The organism is Streptomyces purpurascens (assembly GCF_045040895.1).
Taxonomy (GTDB): Bacteria; Actinomycetota; Actinomycetes; order Streptomycetales; family Streptomycetaceae; genus Streptomyces; species Streptomyces purpurascens.
Genome location: NZ_CP108341.1, coordinates 8,762,227 through 8,781,251, shown reverse-complemented (window position 1 = coordinate 8,781,251; position 19,025 = coordinate 8,762,227). Strand labels below are relative to the sequence as shown.

The 19,025-nt window shown below is 72.8% G+C and carries 18 protein-coding genes; 9 read left to right on the top strand and 9 right to left on the bottom strand.

What is annotated here, in order from left to right:
* The first annotated feature begins 108 nt into the window (after nt 1–108).
* Genes OHU35_RS39865 through OHU35_RS39825 form a run of 9 tightly spaced genes read left to right on the top strand, consistent with a single transcriptional unit; the run spans nt 109 to nt 9,149 of the window.
* Nucleotides 109–840, top strand: coding sequence for an alpha/beta hydrolase (locus tag OHU35_RS39865; RefSeq protein ID WP_405508863.1), 732 nt, complete (start codon nt 109–111; stop codon nt 838–840).
* Nucleotides 837–1,700: a sulfurtransferase gene (locus OHU35_RS39860; protein WP_359892449.1), complete on the top strand. Its 864-nt coding sequence runs from the start codon at nt 837–839 to the stop codon at nt 1,698–1,700. The genes OHU35_RS39865 and OHU35_RS39860 overlap by 4 nt, the downstream gene beginning before the upstream one ends.
* Before the next feature lie 40 nt (nt 1,701–1,740).
* Nucleotides 1,741–2,682: an ABC transporter permease gene (locus tag OHU35_RS39855; RefSeq protein WP_189727546.1), complete on the top strand. Its 942-nt coding sequence runs from the start codon at nt 1,741–1,743 to the stop codon at nt 2,680–2,682.
* Nucleotides 2,683–2,689: 7 nt separating this feature from the next.
* Nucleotides 2,690–3,427, top strand: a complete 738-nt coding sequence (locus tag OHU35_RS39850) for an ABC transporter ATP-binding protein (RefSeq protein WP_405508861.1) — start codon at nt 2,690–2,692, stop codon at nt 3,425–3,427.
* Entirely contained in the window at nt 3,424–4,434 is a 1,011-nt protein-coding gene (locus tag OHU35_RS39845; protein WP_359892452.1) for an ABC transporter substrate-binding protein, read from the top strand. Before OHU35_RS39850 ends, OHU35_RS39845 begins: the two co-directional genes overlap by 4 nt.
* An 8-nt stretch (nt 4,435–4,442) precedes the next feature.
* The gene (locus tag OHU35_RS39840; protein ID WP_405508859.1) at nt 4,443–5,546 is read left to right on the top strand and encodes an LLM class flavin-dependent oxidoreductase; all 1,104 of its coding nucleotides are present in this window, start codon (nt 4,443–4,445) and stop codon (nt 5,544–5,546) included.
* Nucleotides 5,543–6,553 carry an ABC transporter substrate-binding protein gene (locus tag OHU35_RS39835; RefSeq protein WP_405508858.1) on the top strand — a complete coding sequence of 337 codons (1,011 nt, stop codon included), beginning with the start codon at nt 5,543–5,545 and terminating at the stop codon, nt 6,551–6,553. The genes OHU35_RS39840 and OHU35_RS39835 overlap by 4 nt, the downstream gene beginning before the upstream one ends.
* Nucleotides 6,550–7,725 (top strand): acyl-CoA dehydrogenase family protein, encoded by a 1,176-nt coding sequence (locus OHU35_RS39830; RefSeq protein WP_405508856.1) that lies wholly within the window; start codon nt 6,550–6,552, stop codon nt 7,723–7,725. Before OHU35_RS39835 ends, OHU35_RS39830 begins: the two co-directional genes overlap by 4 nt.
* A 35-nt stretch (nt 7,726–7,760) precedes the next feature.
* Entirely contained in the window at nt 7,761–9,149 is a 1,389-nt protein-coding gene (locus tag OHU35_RS39825) for an FAD-binding oxidoreductase (RefSeq protein ID WP_405508854.1), read from the top strand.
* Between the two features lie 7 nt (nt 9,150–9,156).
* Here the strand turns inward: OHU35_RS39825 and OHU35_RS39820 are convergent, their stop codons facing one another.
* Genes OHU35_RS39820 through ssuE form a run of 9 tightly spaced genes read right to left on the bottom strand, consistent with a single transcriptional unit; the run spans nt 9,157 to nt 19,023 of the window.
* Nucleotides 9,157–10,566 (bottom strand): LLM class flavin-dependent oxidoreductase, encoded by a 1,410-nt coding sequence (locus OHU35_RS39820; RefSeq protein ID WP_405508852.1) that lies wholly within the window; start codon nt 10,564–10,566, stop codon nt 9,157–9,159.
* Nucleotides 10,563–11,429, bottom strand: a complete 867-nt coding sequence (locus OHU35_RS39815) for a carbohydrate ABC transporter permease (protein ID WP_405508850.1) — start codon at nt 11,427–11,429, stop codon at nt 10,563–10,565. The genes OHU35_RS39820 and OHU35_RS39815 overlap by 4 nt, the downstream gene beginning before the upstream one ends.
* On the bottom strand, nt 11,426–12,304 hold the full coding sequence (locus OHU35_RS39810) for a carbohydrate ABC transporter permease (RefSeq protein ID WP_405508848.1): 879 nt from the start codon (nt 12,302–12,304) through the stop codon (nt 11,426–11,428). Before OHU35_RS39810 ends, OHU35_RS39815 begins: the two co-directional genes overlap by 4 nt.
* Nucleotides 12,301–13,668, bottom strand: a complete 1,368-nt coding sequence (locus OHU35_RS39805) for an ABC transporter substrate-binding protein (RefSeq protein WP_405508846.1) — start codon at nt 13,666–13,668, stop codon at nt 12,301–12,303. Before OHU35_RS39805 ends, OHU35_RS39810 begins: the two co-directional genes overlap by 4 nt.
* A 50-nt stretch (nt 13,669–13,718) precedes the next feature.
* Nucleotides 13,719–14,894 (bottom strand): acyl-CoA dehydrogenase family protein, encoded by a 1,176-nt coding sequence (locus OHU35_RS39800; RefSeq protein WP_189727555.1) that lies wholly within the window; start codon nt 14,892–14,894, stop codon nt 13,719–13,721.
* Between the two features lie 7 nt (nt 14,895–14,901).
* Nucleotides 14,902–16,086: an SfnB family sulfur acquisition oxidoreductase gene (locus tag OHU35_RS39795; RefSeq protein ID WP_189727556.1), complete on the bottom strand. Its 1,185-nt coding sequence runs from the start codon at nt 16,084–16,086 to the stop codon at nt 14,902–14,904.
* Nucleotides 16,083–17,237 carry an LLM class flavin-dependent oxidoreductase gene (locus OHU35_RS39790; protein WP_405508843.1) on the bottom strand — a complete coding sequence of 385 codons (1,155 nt, stop codon included), beginning with the start codon at nt 17,235–17,237 and terminating at the stop codon, nt 16,083–16,085. The genes OHU35_RS39795 and OHU35_RS39790 overlap by 4 nt, the downstream gene beginning before the upstream one ends.
* A 44-nt stretch (nt 17,238–17,281) precedes the next feature.
* A complete protein-coding gene (locus OHU35_RS39785; RefSeq protein ID WP_405508841.1) occupies nt 17,282–18,469 on the bottom strand; it encodes an SfnB family sulfur acquisition oxidoreductase in 1,188 nt (395 codons plus the stop codon).
* Complete coding sequence (gene ssuE / locus OHU35_RS39780) at nt 18,466–19,023, bottom strand: NADPH-dependent FMN reductase (protein ID WP_189727559.1); 558 nt, start codon at nt 19,021–19,023, stop codon at nt 18,466–18,468. The genes OHU35_RS39785 and ssuE overlap by 4 nt, the downstream gene beginning before the upstream one ends.
* Nucleotides 19,024–19,025 lie beyond the last annotated feature (2 nt).

Below are 19,025 nucleotides of genomic sequence, written 5' to 3'. Positions count from 1 at the left end.
CCCAACCGCCGTGCGGGCTCCGTACCGCCGTGCGCCGCTTCTCCCCTCCCGCCCACCGCACCGCCACGCCCTGCCCGGGCGTCGCCGCTGTCGATGAATCGAGTCACCATGAGCTCTTCTCAGCCTGTCCACTCCTGGGACGAACCCGAAGGAATCGCCCCGCGCGGCACCCTCGTCGTCCTCCCCGGCCGGGGTGAACACGGCGGTGTGTACGAGCGGTTCGGCCGCCGTATCGCCGCCGACGGGTACCGCGTACGGGCCCTGGGAGACGCCTCCCTGGACCCGGCGGCCGTCATCGACGCCGCGGCCAAGCTGCTGCGCGACGAGACGCTGCCCGGTCCGCGGGTGCTGGTCGGCTCCGACACCGGCGCGTCGTACGCCGCGACGCTGGCCGCCCGCGACACCCCCGGCCTGGACGCGCTGATCCTCGCCGGTCTGCCGACGGGTACCGACGCGGGCACCACGGCGCCTGACTGGGAAGGCGAACTGGAGCAGCGCACCGCCTGCCCCACGCACCGGGGCCGGCTGACCGCCGACAGCGCCTTCCGGCGGGGTGCTCTGGAAGAGCCCGCGGCACAGGAACTGCCCGCGCCGGACCGGATCTCCCTGCCGGTGCTCGGTCTGCACGGCGCCGACGACGGCATCAGCCCCCTCGAAGAGGCCCGTCGCGTCTACAGCGCGCTCCCGGAAGCGGAGCTGGTGAGCCTGGCCGGGACCCGCCACGACGTCCTCAACGACGTCACCCACCGCACCGCCGCCGCCACCGTCGTGCTCTTCCTGGAGCGGCTGCGGCTCTCCTCCGACCTGGCGCCCATCGCCGTCGCCGAGGACATCGCGTGACCGCGTTCGAGAGCCTCCCCGTGCTGACCACCGCCGCCGAACTGGACCTCCTCGTGCGCACCGGTGACCCGGCCCCGGTCGTCCTCGACGTGCGGTGGAGGCTCGGCGATCCGCACGGCCGCGAGCACTACCTCAAGGAGCACGTCCCCGGCGCCCTCTACGTCGACCTCGACACCGAGCTCGCCGCTCCCGCGACACCGGAGGGTGGCCGGCATCCGCTGCCGGACCCGGCGTCGCTGCAGGCCGCGGCGCGCCGCTGGGGGCTCTCCGCCGGGCGTCCGGTGGTGGTCTACGACGACAACGGCAACACCGCGGCCGCCCGCGCCTGGTGGCTGCTGCGCTGGGCCGGGGTCGAGCAGGTGCTCCTGCTGGACGGGGCCCTGGACGCCTGGCGTGGGGCGGGGCTGCCGACGGCGAGCGGCGAGCCGGAGACGCCCGCGCCCGGTGACATCGTGCTCCGCCCGGGGCAGTTGCCCGTCCTGGACGCGGACGCGGCGGCCGAGGTCGCCCGCGGCGGCGTGCTGCTGGACGCACGGGCCGCGGAGCGGTACCGGGGAGAGGTCGAGCCGGTCGATCCGCGTGCCGGACACATCCCCGGTGCCCGCTCCGCCCCGACCGGCGACAACCTCGCGGCGGACGGCACCTTCCGTCCCGCCGAGGACCTCGCGCTGCGCTTCACGGCGCTGGGCGCCGACGACGCGACCCAGGTCGGTGTCTACTGCGGCTCCGGCGTCACGGCCGCCCACACCGTCGCGGCCCTGGCCCACGCCGGCATCCCGGCCTCCCTCTTCACCGGCTCCTGGTCCGCCTGGTCCGCCGACCCCGCACGCCCCGCAGCACAGGGAGAACAGCCGGGCTGACCCCCGCCTCCTCCCCCGTCCCCGACCGAGAGGCCGCCGCATGCCCTCCCCGCACTCCGCCGTGTCGGAAACCTCACCGCCGACACACGGGTCCGCACCACCGACGACACCCACCGCACAGGAAGCCGCGGCGCCCACCGGACCGGCGCGGCCGCCTCGCCCCACCGCCACGAAAAACGCCCGCCCCGCAACCCCGCGCAAGCGGTCCCGCTTCCGTGTACCGCGTGGCGTGCGCCGGGCTTCCGGGCCCCTGGGGCTGGTGCTGGTCTGGTTCCTGGCGAGCGCCACGGGCGTACTGCCCGAGTCAGTGCTGGCCTCCCCCGTGGACGTCGTCCAGCGGGCCGCCGACCTGATCGGCACCGGTGAACTGCCGCAGGCCATCGCCGCGTCCGGCCGCCGCGCCGCGACCGGGTTCCTCATCGGTGCGACCGTCGCGCTCGCGCTGTCGCTCACCGCGGGGCTGTTCCGGCTCGGCGAGGACGTCATCGACGCGTCGATGGGCATGTTCCGGGCCATCCCGTGGGTGGGCCTGATCCCGCTGTTCATCGTCTGGTTCGGCATCGACGAGACCCCGAAGATCGCGCTGGTCGCGCTCGGCGTCACCTACCCGCTGTACTTCAACATCTACGGCGGCATCCGCTCCGCCGACTCCCAGCTCATCGAGGCCGGACGCATGGCGGGGCTCGGCCGCATCGGTCTGATCCGGTACGTGATCCTGCCGTCCGCGCTGCCCGGCGCCCTGGTCGGCCTGCGCTACGCGCTGTCCACCGCCTGGCTCGCGCTGGTCTTCGCCGAGCAGGTCAACGCGGACGCCGGCATCGGCTACCTGATGAGCAACGCCCAGCAGTACTTCCAGACCGACGTCATCGTCCTGTGCCTGGCCGTCTACGCGGTGCTGGGGCTGCTGTGCGACTTCGCCGTACGGCTGCTGTCGCGGCGGCTGCTGGCCTGGCGGGCCTCGTTCGACGGCGAAGGAGCGTGAGAGAGCGATGAGCACGACTGTGAGCACACCGGTGGAGGTACGCGGCCTGAGCCGCGCCTTCGACGACAAGACCGTCATCGACGATCTCGATCTCAGCATCCGCCAGGGCGAGTTCGTCGCCCTGCTCGGGCACAGCGGCTGCGGGAAGTCGACCCTGCTGAAGATCCTCGCCGGGCTGGACAGCGAGACCGAGGGCGAGGTGACCGTGCCCGAACGCCGCTCGGTGGCCTTCCAGTCGCCGCGGCTGATGCCCTGGCTGCGGGTGTGGCGCAACGTGGTGCTCGGCCTGCCCCGCTCCAAGGACCGGTCGCTCGCCGAGCGCTATCTGGCCGAGGTCGGCATCGAGGAGTACGCGGGCCGCTGGCCCAAGACCCTCTCCGGCGGGCAGGCGCAGCGCGTGTCGCTGGCCCGGGCGCTGGTCCGCGAGCCCGAACTGCTCCTGCTGGACGAGCCGTTCGGCGCCCTGGACGCCCTCACCCGCGGCCGGGCGCAGCGGCTGGTGGCCGACCTGTGGCAGCGGCACGGCTGCTCGGTGCTGCTGGTCACCCACGACGTGGAGGAGGCGCTGCTGCTGGCCGACCGGGTCCTGGTGATGGACGGCGGGCGGATCGCCTACGAGGCCGAGGTCGGCCTGGAGCGGCCCCGCGCGCTCGGTTCCCCTGACTTCGTACGGCTGCGCGGCGAACTGCTGCACCGGCTCGGCGTCCACGACGCCTCGGCGCCTCGCGAAGAGGCCACGACATGACCGACAGGAACGGCACCCACCTCATGACCCGCACGATCACACGCCGCGCCCTCGGCGCCGCCCTCTCCCTGACCGCCCTGCTCGCCACCACCGCCTGCGGCGGCAACAGTGAGGCCGCCTCCGACGGGAGCGGCTCGCAGACCCTCACCATCGGCGACCAGGCCAAGAACCTGCAGACCCTGTTCAACGCCTCCGGCGCCCTCGAAGGGACGTCGTACAAGGTCAAGTGGGCCGAGTTCGAGGGGGCAGCGCCGCTCTTCCAGGCCGTGCAGGCCGGGGCCGCCGACACCTCGTACGCCGCCGATCTGCCCACGCTCCAGGCGCTGTCGGGGGGTGTGCCGGTGAAGGCGGTGGGCGCGCTGCGCAACGACGGCACGCACACCGGGATCGTGGTCCGCGGGAACTCGTCGGTGAAGAGCGTCAAGGACCTCAAGGGCAAGAAGGTCGTGGTCTCCTCGGCCAAGGGGTCCATCGCCGAGTACCTGCTCGCGCACGTGCTGCAGCAGGCCGGGCTGAAGTACTCCGACGTCAAGGTGCAGTACCTGCTGCCGACCGACGCCCAGGCCGCGTTCACCTCCGGCAAGATCGAGGCCTGGGCGACCTTCGGGGTCTACAAGGCCGTCGCCGAGCAGCAGGGCGGCCGCCTCCTGGTCAACGGCGCCGACGGGCGGGTGAGCGGCTACGGCTTCATCGGCGCCTCCGAGAAGGCCCTGGCCGACAAGGGCAAGAAGGCCGCCATCGCCGACTACCTGCGTCGCCTCGACAAGGCCCTGGCCTGGTCGCGGAAGCACCCGGACGACTACGCCAAGGCGATCCAGCGCAACAACGGGGCCTCCCCCGCGATCGCGAAGACGCTGGTGAGCCAGGCCAACGGCGAGCTGCTGCCGGTGAATTCGCAGGTCGTCGACGCCGTGCAGAAGGTCGGCGACACCATGCACGGCATCGGTGTCCTCACCCCGAACCCGACCGTCGCCGACCACGTCGACTCCAGCCTCGTCAAGGAATGAGCCCCGCCATGCCCGTCGAGTTCATCAGCGCCGTCCACCCCAACCCCGCCACCGAGGGCGACCCCACCGCGGGCACGGGCATCGACGTCGACTACGCCCGCCGCTACGCCCGCGCCCTGGACGACGGCGGCTTCGACTACACCCTCGTCACCTACCACTCGGCCTCGCCCGACGCGCTGCAGCTGGCGCAGTTCGTGGCGAACCACACCGAGCGCATCAAGCCCGTCCTCGCCCACCGCCCCGGCGTGGTCTTCCCGACCCACGCGGCCCGTGCCCTGGCCACCCTGGACCGGATCAGCAAGGGCCGTCTGGCGGTGCACATCATCTCCGGCGGCAACGACGAGGAGCAGCGCCGCGAGGGCGACTACCTGAACAAGAGCGAGCGGTACGCGCGTTCCGACGAGTACATCCGGATCCTGCGCGAGGTGTGGGCGGCCGACGGGCCCGTCTCGCACGAGGGCCCGTACTACCGCTTCGAGGGCTTCCGCTCCGATGTCACCCCGTACCACGGCACGATCCCCATCTCGGTGGGCGGCTCCTCGGAGGACGCCTACCGGGTGGGCGGGCAGCAGGGCGACATCTTCGGGCTGTGGGGCGAGCCGCTGAAGGAGACCGCCGAGCAGATCGCGGCGGTGAACACCTACGCCGACGCCGCCGGCCGGCCCCGCCCGCGCATCTGGGTCTCCTTCCGCCCGATCATCGCGCCCACCGACGAGCTGGCGTGGGAGAAGGCGCACCGCGTCCTCGGCACGATCACCACGAACCACGAGGAGCGGGCCAAGCGGCGCCACTATCCGGCCCTCGGCCAGGGCACCCCGGCCAACGTGGGTTCGCAGCGGCTGCTGGCCGTCGCCGAACGCGGCGAGGTCCACGACCGCTGCCTGTGGACCGCGCCGGCCACGGCCACCAACGCCGCCGGCGCCTCCACGGCACTGGTCGGCTCCCCCGAGACGGTCGCCAAGGCGCTGCTCGACTACGTCGACATCGGCTGCGAGCTGCTGTCCATCCGTGGCTACGACCCGCTCAACGACGCGATCGACTACGCCCGGCACGTCCTTCCGCTGGTCCGCCAGGAGCTGGCGCACCGGGCCGTCTCGGGAGCGGCCGCGTGAGGCGGGCGGGGCGCGCGCTCGCCCTCGCCACCGTCGTCCTGTCCGTGACCGCCCTGACCGGCTGCGGCGGCTCGGCGGGAGCGGAGGGCAACGGGCAGGGGTCCTCCGTCACCCTGCGCGTCGGCGCGACGGGCTGGAAGGGCGAGGAGGCCCTGCTGAGGTTCGCCGGCCTGGACGACACGCCGTACGAGGTGCAGTGGAGCCTGTTCCAGGGCGGTGACAAGCAGTTGGAGGCCGTACGGGCGGGAGCGCTGGACGTGGCCAGCTCGAGCGAGATCCCGCCGGTCTTCGCGGCGGCCGACGGGAAGCCCAACTTCAAGGTCGTCGCCGTACAGCGCGGCAACACCCTCAACCAGGAGGTGGTGGCTCCCAAGGGCTCCGAGGTCACCTCGATCGCGCAGCTGAAGGGGAAGAAGGTCGGCTACGTCAAGAACACCACCGCCCACTACTTCCTGTACGAGCTGCTGAAACGGGCCGGACTCGGCTGGGACGACATCACCGCCGCCCCGCTGGAGCCGGACAAGGCGCTCGCCGCACTCAACGGCGGCTCCGTCGATGCCTTCGCCGGATACGGGAACTCGATCATCGCCGCCCGGCAGCAGGGCGCGCGCACGATCGGCTCCGGCAAGGGCGTCCTCTCCGGCAACTTCCTGTGGACGGCCTCCGACGACACCCTCGGCGACAAGGCCGAGCGCGAGGCGCTGACCGATCTGCTCGCCCGGCTCGACCAGGCGAACGCGTATGTCCGCGACGGGCGTGAGAAGGAGTACGCGAAGGTCGTCGCCACCGCGACCCACCAGCCGGTGGACCAGGCGCTGGAGGAGTACAGCGAGGGGCAGGCGCAGCGGAAGACCGAGGTGCGGCCGGTGAGTGCCCGGGCCACCGCCTCCCAGCAGGTGGTCGCCGACGCCTTCCTGGACCTCGGCGCGCTCAAGCAGGGGCTGAAGGTGAGCGGCTTCTGGAGCGACCGGCTGAACGCCCCGCTGCGGAAGGAGCTCGCCCGATGACCACCGGTCTGCTGCTCCGCGCCCCCGACCTGGGAGCCCTGCCCGAGGTCACGGAACGGCTCGCCGCCACCGCCGCCGCTCACGACCGCGGCGGCACCTTCCCCGCCGAGGGGATCCGCGCCGCGTACGAGGCGGGGCTCCTCACGGCCACCGTCGGCGCCCGGTACGGCGGGCCGGGGCTTGGAGTCCCGGACACTGCCCGGATCCTGCACGCGCTCGGCGAGGGCGACCCGTCGGTGGCGCTGATCGCCGCGATGAGCCTCACCGTCCACCACCGCCAGGCCGTACGGCCGCACTGGCCGGAGGAGCTGTACGGGCAGGTGCTGTCCGAGGCGGCTCACCGCCCGGTGCTCCTCAACCACGTACGGGTGGAGCCCGAGCTCGGCTCTCCCGCGCGCGGCGGGCTGCCCGCGACGGTGGCCCGGCGCACGGCCACCGGCTGGTCCCTCACCGGCCGCAAACGCTTCGCCACCGGTGTGGAAGGGCTGGACTGGCTGCTGGTCTGGGCGACCACGGACGAACCCACCCCGCGCGTGGGCACGTTCGCCGTGCCCGGCACGGCCCCCGGCGTCGAGATCACCCACCGCTGGGACCATCTGGGGCTGCGGGCCAGCGGCAGCCACGACATCACGCTGCACGACGTGGAAATCCCGGCCGGGAACGTGGTGGAGATCGCCCCGCACGGAGCGGGCGCGGAGCAGGACAACCGGGCCGGCGCCGCCCTCCATCTCCCGCTCGCCGCCCTCTACCTGGGCGTGGCCCGGGCCGCGCAGAAGTGTTTCCACCGGTTCGCGCACGAACGGGTCCCCGCCAATCTCGGCCACCCGGTGGCCCGCACGGAGCGCTTCCGTCGCGCCGCGGGCGAGATCGCGCTGCGGCTCGACTCCGCCGAACAGCTGGTGTTCGCCGGTGCCGAGCGGGTGGAGGCGGCCGACGACACCTATACGCCCGAACAGGCCCTGGGCGCCCGCGTCCTGGCCGACCGGCACGCCACCGAGGCCGTCGCCCTGGCCGTGCGGCTGCTCGGCAACCCGGGGCTGACCCGCGACAACCCCCTGGAGCGCCACTTCAGGGATGTCCAGTGCGCCCCGGTGCACGCCCCGCAGGAGGACACGGCCCTGCTCGCCATCGGAGCGCGGGCACTGGAAACGGGCCGGTCCGGCCACTCCTAGGCGCCCCTCACCTCGTACGCAGAGAGAACGGTTTCATGCCACTTCCCCACACCGGTCCCTCGGCCGCGCGGCTCCTCGCCGTGCTCCGCCGCGAACTGCCCGAGGGTGCGCTCGGCATCGGGCCCGAGGCCACCGCGCCGTACGCCGCCGACCGCTCGGGCAGCCGCCCGGACGGGGAGCCGCTGGCGGTCGTGCACGCCACCCGGGCCGAGCACGTACAGACCGCGCTGCGGCACGCGCACGAGATGCGGGTGCCGGTCGTGCCGCGCGGGGCGGGCACCGGGCTGTCCGGCGGGGCGAACGCGGGGGCGGGCAGTGTCGTCGTCGACCTGTCGCGGATGAACCGGATCCTCGAACTGAGCCCCGAGGAACAGACCGCCGTCGTGGAGCCGGGCGTCATCACCGCCGAACTGGACCGTGCGGCGGGCGAATTTGGACTGCGCTACGCGCCCGACCCGGCGAGCGCGGCGATCTCCACGGTGGGCGGGAACATCGCGACCAACGCGGGCGGGCTGCGCTGCGCCAAGTACGGGGTGACCCGGGACGCCGTCCTCGGGCTGGACGCGGTGCTCGCCGACGGGACGCTGATACGGACCGGTCGGCGCACCGTCAAGGGAGTCACCGGCTACGACCTGACGGCGCTGCTCACCGGCTCCGAGGGCACCCTGGGTGTGATCACCGCCGCGACGGTACGGCTGCGGCCGGTACCGGAGTCGACCGCCACCGTCGCCGCGTACTTCGACACCTTCGCCGAGGGTGCCGAGGCCGTGTCCGCGCTCACCGCCGCCCACGTCGAGCCCGCGATGGCCGAGCTGCTGGACGGTCCGGTCCTGGCGGCCGTGGACGCGGCCCAGGGCACGGACCTGCGGTCGCGGGGCGGTGCGCTGCTGCTTCTGCAGTGCGACGGGCGGGCCGCGGAAGCGGAGGCTGAGGCGGCGGTACGGCTGCTGCGGAAGCATGCGGCGTCCGTCGAGACCACCACCGACCCGGTGGAGGCGGACCGGCTCCTCACCGCCCGCAGGCTCGTCCTGCCCTCCCTGGAACGCCTGGGCCGGGTGCTGATCGAGGACATCGCGGTACCCAGGGCACAACTCGCCCCGGCGGTCCGGGAGATCGCGGCCATCGCCGAGCGTCACGACGTACGGATCTTCACCTTCGCCCACGCCGCCGACGGCAATCTCCACCCCATCCTCGTCCTCGACCCCGACTCCCCCGACGTCCCGGAGGCGGCCTGGCAGGCGGCGAGCGACATCTTCGCCACCGCGCTGCGCCTGGGCGGCACGCTCACCGGCGAGCACGGAGTGGGGACGCTCAAGCGGCGCTGGCTCGCCCAGGAACTCGGCGCCGAGCAGCACGCGCTGCAGCGACGCGTCAAGGCGGCCTTCGACCCGCACCACGTCCTCAACCCCGGCAAGGCCCTCTGACCACCCGTCAATCCCGGCGGGTCGCGGCCGACTCCCGCTCCCGGGCGGCCAGTTCGCGGTACTCGGCCGCCGGGTGGTCGGCCCGGACACGAGGTCCGCCGCCCGGGCCGTGCAGGCGTTCGCGCAGCGTGGTGCCGGTGGGCGTGTCCGGGAGCCGGCCGCGTTCGCGCAGCTCGGGCACGACCAGGTCGACGAAGTCGGCGAAGGTGCCGGGCGTCACGGCGTAGGCGAGGTTGAAGCCGTCGATGTCCGCCTCCTCCACCCAGCGTTCCAGTTCATCGGCGACCGTGGCCGGGGACCCCACCACCACCGGGCCGATACCGCCGATCCCCAGGTAGCGGGCTACGTCGTCGGGGGTCCAGCGACGGGTCGGATCGGCGGTGGAGAAGATCGCGAGTGCGGAGCGGACGGCGTCGGTGTCGACGTACTCCAAGGGCTGGTCCGGCGCGAGTTCGGACAGGTCGAGGCCGCTCCAGCCGCCGTAGAGCGCGAGGGCGCCCTCGTAGGAGGCGTAGGAGATCAGGTCGGCGTACTTGGCCTGGGCCTCCTCGTCGGTGGGGGCGGTGATCGCGGTGAGCAGGATGAAGATCTTGACGCTGTACGGGTCGCGGCCCTCGGCGGCGGCCTTGGCCCGGATGTCGTCGACGACGCGGCGGGTCGCCTGCGGATTGACGGCGTTGATGAAGACGCCCTCGCCGTGCCGGGCGGCGAAGGCCCGGCCGCGCGGGGAGGCGCCGGCCTGGAAGACGACCGGGGTGCGCTGCGGGGACGGCTCGGACAGGAACACGCCCGGCACGGTGAAGTGGCGGCCCTTGTGGGCGATGTCCCGGATGCGGGCGGGGTCGGTGAAGACGCCCCGTTCCCGGTCGCGGACGACCGCGTCGTCGTCCCAGGAGTACTCCCACAGCTTGTAGCAGACCTCGAGGAACTCCTCGGCGACCTCGTAGCGGTCGTCGTGCCCGACCTGTTCACCGAGCCCCAGGTTGCGGGCGGCGCTCTCGAGGTAGGAGGTGACGACGTTCCACGCGATCCGGCCCTTGGTCAGGTGATCGAGAGTGGTGAGGGTGCGGGCGAGCTTGTACGGCTGCTCGTAGGTGAGGGACACGGTGACACCGAAGCCCAGACGCTCGGTCACCGCGGCCATGGCGGAGACGGCGGGCAGCGGGTCGGACAGCGGGATCTGCGCGCCTTGGCGGACAGCGGCGTCACGCGAGCCCTGATAGACGTCGTACGCGCCGAGCACGTCGGCGATGAAGAGCGAGTCGAAGCCGCCGCGCTCCAGCAGCCGTGCCAGGCCGGTCCAGTAGGCGAGGTCGGTGTAGCGGTGGGCCTGGTCGTCGGGGTGCCGCCACAGGCCGGGCGACTGGTGGCCGACGCAGGCCATGTCGAAGGCGTTCAGATGGATGCGGCGGGTCATTTCAGGGCTCCGGAGGACAGACCGGCGACGAGCCGGCGCTGGGCGGCCACGGCCAGGACGTAGACGGGCGCGATGCCGATGAGGGAGACGACGGCCTGCTGGCCGAACTCGACGTTCTTGTCGCCCTGGAAGAGGGAGAGCAGCACGGGCAGGGTCTGCGCGCTGCTGTCCTGGGCGAAGCTGAGGGCGAAGAGGAACTCGTTGTAGCTGAGGAAGAAGCAGATCAGCGCGGCGGCCGCGACACCCGGCGCGATGAGCGGCAGGACGACGCGCCTGAGGCTCGCCCAAGGGCCGAGTCCGTCGAGCCAGGCGGCCTCCTCGATCTCCTTCGGCACCTTCCGTACGAAGCCGTCCAGCAGCCAGATCGCCACCGGCACGTTCGCCAGACCGTCCACCAGGGCGAGCCCGGTGACGGTGTTGTTCAGCTCCAGGTTCCGCAGCAGGTAGAACAGCGGCAGGACGGCCACGACGGGCGGCGCGCAGTAGCTGGACAGCACCAGGGTCGCGAGGCGGCCCCCACGGCGTCCGGCCCGCGCGGTGAAGTACGCGCCCGGCACGGCGATCAGCAGCGTGAGCACGACGGAACCGGCCGCGACCGTCCAGGAGTTGACGATGTAGTGGCCGACCTCGACGGCCCGGAAGGTGTCGGGCCAGTTCCGCCAGAACAGGCGGGAGGGCAGCAGTCCGCCGTTGAGGACGTCGTCGCGGGAGCGGACGGAGAGTGAGGCGACGTACAGCAGCGGTACGGCCATGAGCAGGGCGATCACCGTGAGCAGCGCGGTGAGTCCGGTGGTGCGGCGCGGGGGCTTCTGGGGCGCGGGTTCGGCCGCCACCTCTTCCCGTACGGCTTCGAGTGTGGTCACACCGCCACCTCCTCGTACTTCTCGCGGCGTATCGCCACCAGGCTGGTGACCAGGCCGATCAGCAGGGAGAACAGCACGGTCGCGGCTGCCGCGCCGCCGACGTCGAACTCCTGCAGCGCGGTGCGCTGGATGTCGTACGTGCTCGTGGTGGTCGAGAAGCCGGGGCCGCCGGCCGTCACGACGTAGACGATGTCGAAGACCTTGAAGCCGATCACGAGTTTGAGCAGCAGGACGGACAGCAGGGTCGGTTCGATGTACGGCAGGACGATCGAGCGGAGGGTGCGCGAGCGGCCGGCGCCGTCGAGGGCGGCGGCCTCGCGCAGCTCGTCCGGTACGCCGAGGAGGGCGGCGTACACGAGCAGCATCACGAAGGGTGTCCACTGCCAGCTGTCGATGACGACGAGGGTGGTGAAGGCTCCCGTACTGGTGCCGAGCGGGTTCACGCCGGGCAGTCCCAGCGCGTGCAGGACGCCGTTGAGGGCGCCGCCGACCGGGGCCAGCAGCAGCTTCCACGCCACGCCGACCATGACGGGCGGCGTGACCAGCGGCAGCAGCAGAAGGGTGCCCAGCAAGCCGGGGCGGGTGGCCCGGGCGCGCAGCAGGAGCGCGAGGGCGGTGCCCAGCACCAGTTGCACGGCGGCGGCGAGCACCGCGAAGAGCACCGACCGCCACAGCGATCCGGTGAACGACTGGCTCTCCAGCGCGGTACGGAAGTTGTCGAACCCGGTCCAGCGTCGCAGGGGCCGGGCGAGGGTGGAGTCGGTGAAGGCCAGGCCGATGACGTAGACGAGCGGGTAGGCGGCGAAGACCGCGAGGAAGACCACGGACGGCGCGGCGAGCGCCCCGGGGACCCGGGCGGCCGGCCTGGCTGTCATCCGGACGCTCCCTTGAGTTCCTTGGCCCAGGCGCGCTGCGTGTTCCCCAGGGCGGTCTTCGCGCTCTGCTTGCCCTGCAGGCCGAGCGCGAGTTCGTCCACGAGGGTCTGGAGCACGTCGGGTGCCTTGGGTACGGTCGGCCAGGGCAGCGGGTCGCCCGCGAGGCCGGTGCGGACGGCCTCGTAGGAGTCGGGCGAGTTCTTGCGGAACGCCGAGGAGCTGAGGGTGCTGGTGCGGATCGGGTCGGCGCCCGCGTCGGGCCGGGCGAGCACGAGGAGGTTCTGCTGTGCGGCGGTGGCCCACTTGATGAAGGCGGCGGCGGCCTCCTTCTGCTTCGACGCCGTGGACACCGCCAGTCCGAAGCCCGCGTCGAGCGAGGTACGGGGCTTGGTGTTGTCGCCGCCGACCGGGAGCGTGGTGACGGCCCACTTGTCGACGACCTTCGACTGCCCCGGGTCCTGGGCGCGCTTGGCGAAGTCGGTCCAGAAGTCGAGCATGGCGCCCTTGCCGTCGAGGAAGGCGGGCAGCGCCTGGTCGAAGCCGATCTGCAGCGGGGTGGGCAGCGCGCTGGGCGCGGCGTCGAACAGCACCTGCGCGGCCTCGATCGCCTCCGGGGTGTCGAGGGTGGGCGCGCCCGACGCGTCGAGGAACGAACCGCCGTACCCGGCGAGGCGGTTGGCGAAGGCGCAGCCGAGGATCACGGGGACCTGCTGGGCCTCGATGATGGTGCCGTAGTACTTGCCCTTGGCGTCCTTGGTGATCTTCGCGGCGATGTCGTTGTACTCCGCCCAGGTGCGGGGTGCCTCGACCTTGTGCCGTTCGAAGATCTCGGTGTTGTAGAAGAGGATGTGGGTGTCGCCGTCGTAGGGCAGGCCCCAGCGCTTGCCGTCGTAGCGGGTGTAGGTGTCGTACAGGGACGGCAGGAAGTCGCTCTCCTCGATGTCCTTGTGCGCCTTGATGTACGCGGTGAGGTCCTCGATGACGCCGCCCTCGGCGAGGGTGCCGACGGCCGCGTACCAGTACATGAAGACGTCGAACTGGCCCGCCCCGGACTGCACGTCGAGCACGGCCTTCGCCGTGAGCTTGTCGTACGGCACGGGTGTCACCGACAGCTTGGCGCCGGTGGCCTCCTCGAAGGGCTTGCTCAGGTACTTGAACGACAGGGCGTTCGGCTGGTTGGCGAGGATCTTGAGGGTGACCCCGTCGAGGTCGGGCTTGGCGGTCGGGTCGAGCGCGGCGGCCTCGGAGGAGCCGCAGGCGGTCAGGAGCGGGCCGGCCGCGGCGAGGGCCGCCGCACCGCCGGCGGCGCGCAGCAGGTGTCTGCGGGAGAGCGGGGAACGCGGGAGGCGCGGGGGCGGGGTCATGGGGTGGTTCTCCTGGCTTCTTCTTACCTGCTCTTGGGTGGAGAGAGTTCTCAGGTGTAGAGGGTGAAAGGCGCGTGGGCGCCGTTCAGGAAGTGGTCGCCGACCTCGCGGAGCTTGTAGGCGACGGGGTCGTGCAGGGTGTGGGTGCGCACGTTGCGCCAGAAGCGGTCGAAGCCGTGCGCGGACGCCGTCGCCCTCGCGCCGGTGACCTCGAGGATCCGGGCGGTGATGTCGAGGGCGGCCTTGGTCGAGGCGACCTTGGCGGCGGCGACGGTGACGGCGATCTCGCCGCGCTCCTCGGCGGTGAGGTCCTGGCCGCGGTCGATGCCGCGCTGGACGGCTTCGGCGGCGTGGTCGGCGAGGAGCCGCACCGAGCGTGCGGACACGGCGAGTTCGCCGTAGGTGGCCAGGGTGTAGGGGTCCTGGGTGGCGGAGTCGACGCCCGACAGCGGCCAGGGGCGGGTGGTGTCGCGGGTGTAGTCGGCGGCCGCGGCGAGCGCGCCCTCGGCGATGCCCAGGTAGAAGTGGACGAAGACCAGCTGGATCGCGGGGGTGACGAGGGTGGCGAACGGGGTGAGGGTGCCGGCCTCCTCGGAGAGGGACCCGATGATGTCGTCCGCCGCCACCGGCACGGCGTGGAACTCCACGCTGCCGCTGGCCGAGAGCCGCTGCCCGAAGTTGTCCCAGTCGTCGTGGCGTACGACTCCGGGGTGGGCCGGGTCGACGAAGACGACTACGGGTTCTCCGGTGTCGGTGCTGGTGGCACCGGCTACGAGCCGGTCGGCCACGCGGGCGCCGGTCGCGAAGCTCTTGCGCCCGTCGAGCCGGAAGCCGTCGCCCTCGGGGGTCAGGGTGACGTCCGGGTCCCGGGGGTTGAACGCCCCGCCCCACAGCCACTGCCCCTCGGCCGCCGCGCGCTCCAGCCGCTCGGCGGTGGCGGGCTCTCCGAAGAAGCGCGGGTTCCAGGACAGCAGGTAGTGGTAGCCGAGGAGTTGCCCGATCGAGCCGTCCCCGGCGGCGATCTCGCGGATGACGGCGTAGGCGGTGCGCCAGTCCGCTCCCCCACCGCCGTACTCGGCGGGGACCAGCAGCGTCAGCAGCCCGGCGGCACGCAGCCGTTCGGCCTCCTCGAAGGGCGGCTTGTTGGCCTTGTCGCGCTGGGCGGCGTCCTGGGCGAGGTCGGCGGCCACGGCGCGGGCGGTCGCGATCCAGTCGGTCGTGGTCATGGGGTCCTCAGACGATTCCGTTGGCGGGCGGGGCGACCCCGTTCAGGGCGTGGTTGCCGAGGTGCTGGATCTTCCAGCGGCGCGGGTCGTGCAGGGTGTGGGTGCGGGCGTTGCGCCAGTGCCGGTCCAGGCCCCGGCCACCGGTCACGGACCGGGTGCCGATGAGCGCGAAGACGTCGTTCGCCACGGTCAGCGCGGCGGTGTCGGCCTGGGCGCGGGCGGCGGCCACGGCCACGGAGGCCTCGGCCGCGAGGCCCGCGTCGCCGGGGGCACCACGAGCGGCGTCGAGGGCGGCTCCGGCCCGGTCGAGGAGGGCCTCGGCGGCGCGTACGACCAGGGCCAGCTCGCCGAACTTGTTGATCACCAGTGGTTCTTCGTTCGCCCGGTCGGCGCCCGACTCGCCCCACGGCCGGGCGATGTCCCGGATCAGCTCGCCGCCCTCCTCCAGGGCCCCGCGGGCGATGCCGGTGTCGACGGCAGCGTGGATGAACTGGCCGAAGGCGCCGAAGACCTCGGGCCGTTCGAAGGTGAGGTGATGGGGCACCACCCGGTCGGCCGGAACATGCACGTCCGTGAAGCGCACGGTCCCGCTCGCGGTGCCGCGCTGCCCGATGCCGTCCCAGTCGTCGACGACCGTGACCCCGGGGGCGTCGTACGGGACGAACGCCGCGGTGAGGCTGTCGTCCGGGGCGAGGGCGAAGACCGGGATCCAGTGGGCGAACAGGGCGCCGGTGGCGTAGTTCTTGGTGCCGGTCAGGGTGTACGAGCCGTCGGGGCGGGGCTTCAGGCGGGTGGAGAACTCCAGCGCGTGCCGGGTGCCCTTCTCGGCGAGGGCGTTGCCGAACCTGCGTCCCGCCAGCAGTTCGGCGTGGAAGAGGTCCCGCTGCCCGGCCGTGCCGTTCTCCTTCAGCACCTCCACGAAGAAGAAGTGGTTCTGCGGGATCTGGCCGATGCTGGCGTCGGCCGCCGACAGCAGCCGGACGACCTCGCCGAGGGTGCGCGCGCCGACCTCGGCACCGCCGTGGGAGCGGGGCACGGTGATGCCCAGCAGCCCGGAGGCGGACAGCCGGTCGAGCTCGGCGCGCGGCAGGATGCGCTCGGCGTCGCGCAGGGCGGCGTCGCGGGCGAACTCGGCGGCGAGTCCGGCCGCGACGGTGATCGCCTCGGCGTCGTCGGCGATCACCTGCGTCATCGTGGGTTCCCCGCGCCCGCGAAGGGGACCTGGGCGGCGGCCGCGACCTGCGGGAAGGGGTGCTGCCACAGGCCCTGTGCCTCCAGCCTCGGCAGGACGCCCTCGCCGAACCAGTAGGCCTCCTCCAGGTGGGGGTAGCCGGAGAGGACGAACTCCTCGATGCCGAGGGCCGCGTACTCCTTGATGCGCTCGGCGACCTCGTCGTGGCTGCCGACCAGGGCCGTGCCCGCCCCGCCGCGCACCAGGCCGATGCCGGCCCACAGGTTGGGGTGGATCTCCAGGCCGTCCCGGCCGCCGCCGTGCAGGGCGAGCATGCGCTGCTGCCCGGCGGACTCGCTGCGGGCCAGTCCGGCCTGCACGGACGCCACGGTCTCCGGGTCGAAGCCGTCGAGCAGCCGGTTGGCCTCCGCCCACGCCTGCTCGGAGGTGTCGCGGGTGATGACGTGCAGCCGGATGCCGAACCGTACGGTGCGGCCCTGCTCGGCCGCCAGCTTCCTGATCCAGGCGATCTTCTCGGCGACCTGCGCGGGCGGTTCACCCCAGGTGAGGTACACGTCCACGTGCCGCGCGGCGATCTCTCCGGCGATCGGCGAGGAGCCGCCGAAGTAGACCTCGGGGACCGGGTCGGGCACCCGGGCCAGCGTCGCGTCCGCCACCTGGAGGTGCTCGCCATGCAGATCGACGGTCTTGCCCTCCCACAGCTCCCGCACGATCTGCAGGAACTCGCCGGTCCGGCGGTAGCGCGCGTCCTTGTCGAGGAAGTCTCCGTAGGCACGCTGCTCGTGGCTCTCGCCGCCGGTGACGACGTTGAGCAGCAGACGTCCGCCGCTCTGCCGCTGGAAGGTGGAAGCCATCTGCGCGGCGAGCGTGGGCGAGACGAAGCCGGGCCGGAAGGCCACCAGGAACTTCAGCCGCTCGGTGTTCTGGCTGACCATCGCCGTCGTCAGCCACGCGTCCTCGCACCAGGCGCCGGTGGGGGTGAGGGCGCCGACGAAGCCGAGGTCCTCGGCGGCGCGGGCGATCTGGCTCAGGTAGGCGACCGTCGGCGGCCGGTCCCGGCCGGAGGCGGTGGCCGGGGTGCCGTGGCCGCCGCCGACGACATGGCGGCTGTCGCCGTTGGTGGGCAGGAACCAGTGGAAGGTGAGGGACACGAGAGATCTCCGATCAGGAGGAAGGCGTTCAGAAGAGGGGGTGGTCAGAGCAGGCCGTGCCGGGGCGGCCGGGTGCCGCTCAGCACGTAGCGGCCGATGTGCTGGACCTTCCAGCGGGCCGGGTCGTGCAGGGTGTGGGTGCGGGCGTCGCGCCAGTGGCGGTGCAGGCCCAGGGAGTCGAGCGCCGACCGGGTGCCGGCGACCTCGAAGAGGGCGCTGCCGATCTCGACGGCGGTCTCCGCGGCGGTCACCTTGGCGGTGGCCACCGCGATCGAGGCCTCGGCGGCCGAGTCGTCGGTCAGATCGTCTCGAGCGGAGTCGACCGCCCGTGCGGCCTCCCGCAGCAGGGCCTCCGCCGCCCGCAGCCGGATCGCGAGTTCGCCGAACCGCTGGATCAGCAGCGGATCCTCCGCGGCCGTCTCGAACCCGCTCTCGAACCAGGGCCGGCTCTTCGTGCGGACGAACTCCACGGCCTCCGCCAGCGCGCCGGATGCGATCCCCGCGTCGATGGCGGCGTGCAGCAACTGGGCCACGGCACCGTGGAGTTGAGGCCCCTGGAAGGTGAGGTGGTGGGGCAGGACCCGGTCGGCGGGAACGGGCACCCGCTCCAGGCGGACCGTTCCGCTGGCGGTGGTGCGCTGCCCCATGCCGTCCCAGTCGTCGACGACCGTCACGCCGGGGGTGTCGCGCGGTACGTACGCCACGTGCAGGGTGTCGTCGTCGGCGCGGGCCAGGACGGGGATCCAGTGGGCGAACAGGGCGCCCGTGGAGTAGTGCTTGACGCCGTCGAGGACGTACGAGCCGTCCGGGCGTCGCGCGAGCCTGGTGCGGATGTCCTGGACGTGCTTGGTGCCCGCCTCGGACTGGGCGTTGCCGAACCTCCTGCCCCGCAGTACCTCGCCGAAGAAGAACTCCTGCTGGGCGTGCGTGCCCTGGCGGCGCAGCACGTTGACGTAGACGAAGTGGCTCTGCGGGATCTGGGCGAGGCTGGCGTCGGCGGAGGCCAGCAGCCGGAAGATCTCCGCGAGCGTCTCGGTACGGACGTCCGCGCCGCCGAACTCCGCGGGAACCGTCACCCCGAGCAGCCCGGAGGCGGACAGCCGCTCCAGTTCCGCGTGCGGAAGCCGGCGCCCCGCGTCCCGCTCGGCGGCGTCCTTGCGGAAGTCCGCGGCCAGTTCGGCGGCGACGCCGAGGGCCTCGGCGTCGCCGGCGAGCACGGTCACGGCGGTCATCCGGTGGCCGCCAGCAGGGTCGGGCGGCCGCCGAGGGCGAGCGAGAACTGGTCGGTGACCTGAGCCAGGGCCTCGGCGGTGCCGGGCGCGACGGTCAGGGAGCCGTCATCGCCCACGGTGATGTCCTTGTCGAGGGTGAACCAGCCCGGGACGATGTGCGCGGCGCCCATGGAGCTCAGCACGGGACGCAGGGCGTAGTCGATGGCCAGGACGTGGGCGACGGACCCGCCGGTGGCGAGCGGCAGGACCGTCTTGCCGGCCAGTGCGTACTGCGGGAGCAGGTCCAGCAAGGACTTCAGCAGCCCGGAGTAGGCGGCCTTGTAGACGGGGGTGCCGATCACGATGCCGTCCGCGCGCTCGACCAGGGCGGTGGCGTCGACGATCGCCGGGTGCCGGAAGTCGGCGTACAGCAGGGCCTCGGGCGGGAGGGTGCGGACGTCGAACGGGATCACCTCGTGGCCCTGGGCGGCGAGCCGGTCGTCCAGGTGGCGCAGCAGCCGGGCGGTGCGGGAGGTGGCGGAGGGGCTGCCGGAGACGGAGAGGATGGTGGCCATGG